At 71.9% G+C, this 6,355-nt stretch carries 6 protein-coding genes and 1 pseudogene; 4 read left to right on the top strand and 3 right to left on the bottom strand.

Annotated features, from left to right (window positions below; genetic code table 11):
• Nucleotides 1-867 (bottom strand): hypothetical protein, encoded by an 867-nt coding sequence (locus VFO68_RS25505; RefSeq protein ID WP_325160915.1) that lies wholly within the window; start codon nt 865-867, stop codon nt 1-3.
• Between the two features lie 68 nt (nt 868-935).
• Here VFO68_RS25505 and VFO68_RS25510 point away from each other — a divergent pair, with 68 nt between their 5' ends.
• On the top strand, nt 936-2,111 hold the full coding sequence (locus VFO68_RS25510) for a homogentisate 1,2-dioxygenase (protein ID WP_325160916.1): 1,176 nt from the start codon (nt 936-938) through the stop codon (nt 2,109-2,111).
• Nucleotides 2,112-2,139: 28 nt separating this feature from the next.
• Here the strand turns inward: VFO68_RS25510 and VFO68_RS25515 are convergent, their stop codons facing one another.
• Both VFO68_RS25515 and VFO68_RS25520 read right to left on the bottom strand, forming a co-directional pair.
• A complete protein-coding gene (locus tag VFO68_RS25515) occupies nt 2,140-2,940 on the bottom strand; it encodes an ABC transporter permease (protein ID WP_325160917.1) in 801 nt (266 codons plus the stop codon).
• Nucleotides 2,937-3,896 carry an ATP-binding cassette domain-containing protein gene (locus VFO68_RS25520; protein WP_325160918.1) on the bottom strand — a complete coding sequence of 320 codons (960 nt, stop codon included), beginning with the start codon at nt 3,894-3,896 and terminating at the stop codon, nt 2,937-2,939. Before VFO68_RS25520 ends, VFO68_RS25515 begins: the two co-directional genes overlap by 4 nt.
• An 84-nt stretch (nt 3,897-3,980) precedes the next feature.
• Between VFO68_RS25520 and VFO68_RS25525 the strand changes: the two genes are divergently transcribed.
• From VFO68_RS25525 to VFO68_RS25535, 3 genes and pseudogenes are all read left to right on the top strand, one after another.
• Nucleotides 3,981-4,730 (top strand): TetR/AcrR family transcriptional regulator, encoded by a 750-nt coding sequence (locus tag VFO68_RS25525; protein ID WP_325160919.1) that lies wholly within the window; start codon nt 3,981-3,983, stop codon nt 4,728-4,730.
• A 21-nt stretch (nt 4,731-4,751) separates the two neighbouring features.
• Complete coding sequence (locus tag VFO68_RS25530) at nt 4,752-5,822, top strand: CapA family protein (protein WP_325160920.1); 1,071 nt, start codon at nt 4,752-4,754, stop codon at nt 5,820-5,822.
• Between the two features lie 36 nt (nt 5,823-5,858).
• Nucleotides 5,859-6,355 (top strand): annotated as a pseudogene (locus VFO68_RS25535) (DUF2470 domain-containing protein); the annotation flags it as partial.

The following is a 6,355-nucleotide window of genomic DNA, read 5'->3' on the forward strand; positions in this document are numbered from 1 at the left end:
TCATAGCAGTCCCAACTGCGCCAGGTCGTCCACCGGCTCGGTGAGCGAGCAGGAGCCGTAGGAGGCGAACACGCTGCGGGCGGCGTGTTGGGCCTGGTCGGACAGGGCCGCGGCCTCCTCGGACAGGGCCGCGCCGTCGGTCATGGCGAGCGCCTCGTGCACGTCGCCGCCGGACTGCATCCGGGCGGTGGCGACCAGGAGGTTGAGGAAGCCGTGGTGGATGAAGCCGGTCTGCGGGTCGGCCCCGCGCACGGCGTGGTGCAGGCCGGCGGTGGCCTTGAACGACGCGCCGCCGTCGTTGATCACCGTGAGGAAGTCGGACACCTCCTCGATGCTGGGGAAGTTCTGCACCGACAGCCCGCCGCAGCGCAGCTTCGGCCAGCTGCCGTGCTCGACGACGCGCTGGATGCCGGCCAGCCACTCGGGGCCGCCGCGGCGCGGCTCGATCACCCGGACGACGTCCTCGGGCACGAACTCCGACACCCGCTCCAGCCACACGTCGTCGACGTCGGACGGGGCCGGCATCTCGACCATGCGCAGCGCCAGGAGTTCGACTCGGGACTCCACGATGGACAGTGCCTTGGGCACCCCGCCGAGGCCGGTGTCGATCACCAGGGACAGGGCCACCGGCTTGACCGGCTTGACCTTGATCAGCTCGGTGATCAGCTCCGGCAGCCGGGACGCCGGGCACAGGAACAGCCCGAGGATCCCGGCGTGCCGGCCGGTTCGGCCCTCCAGGTGCAACCGCACGGCATCCGGCATGCTGGCACTGCCCGGTGGGAACAGCGCGGCGTCGTCGACGAGCCGCGCGAGCAGGGGCGGAATGCCGCGGTGACGGGGTGCAGGGAGCGGGGCGGCGCTTGACACGGCTGACACGCTAGTGCTGTATCGCCAACTGAACAAAGGTGTCCGTTATTCGGACGCCTGGAGGAGCAATGCCGTACTACCGACGGGTCGGTCAAATCCCCCGAAAGAGGCATACTCAGTTCCGCTCACCGGCCGGCAGCCTCTACGCCGAAGAGCTGATGGGCGTGGAGGGCTTCTCGTCCGACTCGGCCCTGCTCTACCACCGCCACCTGCCGACGGCGATCGTGGACGCCCAGGCCGTGCCGGACTTCCGGGGTTCGCTGACCGCCAACCATCCGCTCAAGCCACGGCACTTCCGCAGCCAGGAGCTGAAGTGGGAGTCGCCGGCCGATGTCGACGCGGTGACCGGCCGGCGCACGCTGTTCGGCAACTCCGACGTGACCATCGCCTTCGCCGCGGCCACCACGCCCAGCCCGCTGTACCGCAACGCGGCCGGCGACGAGCTGCTCTACGTGCAGGCCGGCTCCGGTGTGGTGGAGACGATCTACGGCGCGCTCGAGGTGGGCGCCGGTGACTACCTGGTCATCCCGACCTCGGCCACCTATCGGGTGCTGCCCAGCGGCGAGCTGCGGCTGCTGATCCTGGAGGCGACCGGGCACATCGGGCCGCCGCGCCGCTACCTGTCCACCAAGGGCCAGTTCCTGGAGCACGCGCCGTACTGCGAGCGCGACCTGCGCGGCCCGACCGAGCCGATGCTGGCCGAGGGCACCGACGTGGACGTGCTGGTCCGGCACCGGGCCGGGCTGACCCGGTACACCTACGCGAACCACCCGTTCGACGTGGTCGGCTGGGACGGCTGCCTGTACCCGTGGGTGTTCAACATCCGCGACTTCGAGCCGATCACCGGGCGGGTGCACCAGCCGCCGCCGGTGCACCAGACCTTCGAGGGCCCGAACTTCGTGGTGTGCTCGTTCTGCCCGCGCAAGGTGGACTACCACCCGGATGCCATTCCGGTGCCCTACAACCACGCCAACGTGGACTCCGACGAGCTGATGTTCTACGTCGGCGGGAACTACGAGGCGCGCAAGGGTTCGGGGATCGGCATCGGCTCGCTGTCGCTGCACCCGGCCGGGTTCACCCACGGCCCGCAGCCGGGCGCGGCCGAGGCGTCCATCGGCGCGGACTACTTCGACGAGACCGCGGTGATGGTGGACACCTTCCGCCCGCTCGACCTCGGTGAGGCCGCCGACGCCTGCGAGGACCCGCGCTACGCCTGGACCTGGGCGCAACGCGGGCCCGATTAGCCCGCCTCTCCGGAGGACCGGCGGCGTCTCAACGGCTTTTGCGGCGGTAGGCCCGCACCGCCAGTGGTACGAAGATCACCAGCAGCACGACGGACCACAGCAGGGTGGCCGGGATCGGGTGGGCCAGTGGCCAGGCCAGGTCGGTGCCGGCCGGCCGGGGGTTGCCGAACAGCTGCCGGCAGGCGGCCACGAGGGCGCTGACCGGGTTCCATTCGGACAGGGTGCGCAGCCACGCCGGCATGCCCTCGGTGGGCACGAACGTGTTGGACACCATGGTGACCGGGAAGACCAGCGGCATGATCCGGTCGGCGGTCTCCTCGTCGCGCACCACGAGGCCGAGGAACACGCCGGCCCAGGACAGCGCGTAGCGCATGAGCGTGAGCAGCCCGAACGCGGCGAGGGTGGCGGCCACGCCGTTGTGCGGCCGCCAGCCGACGATCAGCCCGCAGACCACCATGGTGAACGTGCTGAACAGCCCGATCAGGATGTCGGCTCCGGTCCAGCCGAGGGGCACGGCGGACCGGGCCACCGGCATCGCCTTGAACCGGTCCAGCACGCCGCGCCCGGCGTCGGTGGCCACCACCATCGTGGTCGCCATCACCCCGGTGACCGTGACCATCACGAACAGCCCGGGCATCAGGTACTCCCGGTAGTTGCCGCCGCCCGGGACCGCGATGGCGCTGCCGAACACGTAGCCGAACATCAGCACCAGCAGGGCCGGGAAGATCAGGCTGCCGACCAGCTGGCCGGGGGCGCGGCGCAGATGGCCGACCTCGCGGCCGACCAGGGTCAACCCGTCGGCGAAGGCCCACCTCAGCCGGGTCGTCATCGGACCGCCTCCAGCCGCTGCCCGGCGGGCCGCTCGGTCAGCCGCAGGAACACCTCGTCCAGGGTGGGCCGGCGGACGGCCACGTCGGCGACCGCGATCCCGGCGTCGTCCAGGCCGCGCACCACGCCGGCCAGGCTGACCGAGCCGCGTGCGATGGGCACGCTGATCCGGTCCGGGGGGCTGGTCGTGGGCTCGGATCCGGTGACGCCGGCCAGCAGGTGTCCGGCCGGCCGCAGCGCCGCCGGGTCGGCCAGCACCACGTCGAGCCGGTCGCCGATGGTGGCCTTGAGCTCGTCGGGGGTGCCGGACGCGATGGCCCGGCCGTGGTCCACCACGACGATCTGGTCGGCCAGCTGGTCGGCCTCGTCCAGGTACTGGGTGGTGAGCAGCACGGTGGTGCCGTCGGCGACCAGCTCGCGCATGCAGTCCCAGATCTCGTTGCGGCTGCGCGGGTCGAGGCCGGTGGTCGGCTCGTCCAGGAACAGCACGGCCGGGGCGACGATCAGGCTGGCGATCACGTCCAGCCGGCGGCGCATCCCGCCCGAGTAGGTGGCCACGACCCGGTCGGCGGCTTCGGTGAGCGCGAAGCGCTCCAGCAGTTCGTCGGCCCGGCTGCGGGCCGCGGCGCGGGGCAGGTGGCAGAGCCGGCCGAACATGCGCAGGTTGTCCCGGCCGGTGAGCTTCTCGTCCACGGCGGCGTGCTGGCCGGCCAGGCCGATCCGGCGGCGGACCGCGTCGGCCTCGCGCACCACGTCGTGGCCGGCGACGGTGGCCCGGCCGGCGTCCGGCTGGGCGAGGGTGGCGAGCACCCGGACCGCGGTGGTCTTTCCGGCGCCGTTGGGGCCGAGCAGGCCGCACACGCTGCCGGCCCGGATGGCCAGGTCCAGGCCGCGCAGCGCGTGGGTCCTGCCGTAGTGCTTGTGCAGGTCTTCGACCAGGACGATCGGGTCGTCCATGGAGATCTCCCTCCTCTGGGTACATCGTACGCAGAGAGGCTAGTTAACTGGGTACGATGTACGCAAGTAGGATTTCCCGGGGAGGTGAGCGGCGTGGACGTGCCCGGCAGCATCTGGATGCGGCCCGAGCGACCCGGCCGGGGGCCGAGCCCGACCTACAGCCGGGAACAGATCACCGCCGCGGCCATCAAGATCGCCGACGAGGCCGGGATCGCGGCGGTGTCGATGCGCCGGGTCGCCCAGGACCTGGGCACCGGGGCCATGTCGCTGTACCGCTACGTCGGCTCCAAGGACGACCTGATCGCGCTGATGCTCGACCACGTCGAGGGTGAGGACCCGCTGCCGGAGGTGCCGGCCGAGGACTGGCGGACCGAGTTGACCCGGCTGGCCGAACGCGGCCGGGCGATCATGCTGCGGCATCCGTGGTCCGCCATGTTGATCATCGGACGACCCAACTTCGGGCCCAACACCCTGCACACCATGGAGTACGCGCTGACCTGCCTGGACGGCCTCGGGCTGAGCATCGACGAGATGCTCAACGCGGTGTTCAGCCTGGTAGGTCACGTCCGGATGTTCGTGCAGAGCGAGGTGGCCGAGGCCGAGGAGACCCGGCGCACCGGGCTGACCGAGGACCAGTGGCGGATCACCCAGCACGCCTACGTCAAGCAGATCGTCGAGGGCGGGCGGTACCCGCTGTTCGCCCGGGTGATCACCGAGGCCACCACCCCGCACCTGGACATGGACCAGCGGTTTCGCGACGGCCTGGAGCACCTGCTGGACGGAATCACAGCGCAGATACACCGGAAAGAATCACTTCGCAACTCGAACGGGTGAATTGGCCGCTAACCTGGCGCGGTGCGTGGCTCATTACCTCGGTTGTTCACCCTGCTGCTGGTCGCAGTGGTGTCGGCCGGATGCGCCGCGCAACCAACCACCGGCTTCGAGCCGGTCGCCCTGCCGCGCGCTGCGGCGCCCAGCGCACCGGCCGCCCGCAACCCCGGCGAGGTGGTGCTGGCGATCGCCGGCGACGTGCATTTCGCCGAGCGGACCACCAGCCTGCTGAACCACCCGGAGACCGCGTTCGGCCCGGTGTCCGAGGTGTTCCGGGCCGCCGACATCGCCGTGGTGAACCTGGAGACCGCGGTCACCACCCGGGGCACCGCCGAGCCGAAGAAGTACCTGTTCCGCGCGCCGCCGGCCGCCTACGACGCCGTCAAGGCGGCCGGCGTCGACCTGGTCTCCCAGGGCAACAACCACGCGCTGGACTACGGCCGGGTGGGTCTGGCCGACAGCCTGGCCGCGGCCCGCGCGGCGGGTGTGCCGGTGATCGGCGCCGGACCGGACGCGGACGCCGCGTTCGCGCCCTGGATCACCGAGGCCGGCGGCACCAGGATCGCGTTCCTGGCCATCTCGCAGGTGCACGAGTTGGAGGCGAGTTGGCAGGCGACCGACACGCGTGCCGGCGTCGCACACGCCCGGGACCGGGACCGGGCGGTGGCCGCGGTGCGCAACGCCCGCAAGCAGGCCGACGTCGTCGTGGTGATCATGCACTGGGGCAAGGAGGGCAGCGACTGCCCGACGGCGGAGATGCGCTCGCTGGCCGGCGCGCTGGCCGGGGCCGGCGCCGACCTGATCACCGGCACGCACGCCCACCTGCTGCTCGGCGACGGCTGGCTGGGCCGCACCTACGTGGCCTACGGGCTGGGCAACTTCCTGTGGTGGTGGAACGACGCCTACTCCAACGACACCGGCGTCCTTCGGGTCACTCTGCGCGATTCCAAGATCGCCAAGACCGAACTCGTTCCGGCCTACATCTCCCGGGAGACCGGCCAGCCGATTCCGGTTGCCGGAGCCGAGGCCGAGCGGATCACCGCGAAGTTCGCCGGGTTGCGAGCCTGCACCGGCCTGGCCGACGCCCCATCGTGATTCGGCGAACCGGCCAACTTAGGCTACCCTAAGCAAATGACCCCGTCGACTCCGCGCCCGGGCGAGCGTGCCCGGACCGTCGCCGCGCTCGGGCCGGCCACGGTGCTGCGCGCGGCCGAGCGGGCCGCGCCGCTGCTGCACCACGTGCATCCGGACGGCGCGGTGAGCCTGCTGTTCCCGGCCGATCATGCCCTGGCCGCCGCCGCGCGCACGGAGCCGGCGGTGATCGTGGAGATCGTGGACCTGGCGCCGGTGCCGCTGCGCGAGCCGGTGCGCGGGCTGCTCTGGATCACCGGTCGGCTGCGCGAGCTGACCGGGGCCAGGGCCCGCGCCGCCGCCGTCCGGGTGGCCGAGGCTCGCCCGGACCCCCGGCTGCTCGACCTCGGGCACGGCGCGGTGCTGCTCCGGCTGGAGCCCGTTTCGCTGGTGCTGGCCGACGCCGAGGGGTCCAACCCGGTGCCGCTGGCGGAGTTCGGCGCGGCGACACCGGACCCGTTCTGCGCCCAGGAGGCGGGCTGGCTGCGGCACCTTGA

It is taken from the genome of Actinophytocola sp., assembly GCF_035712165.1.
Taxonomy (GTDB): domain Bacteria; phylum Actinomycetota; class Actinomycetes; order Mycobacteriales; family Pseudonocardiaceae; genus DASYTH01.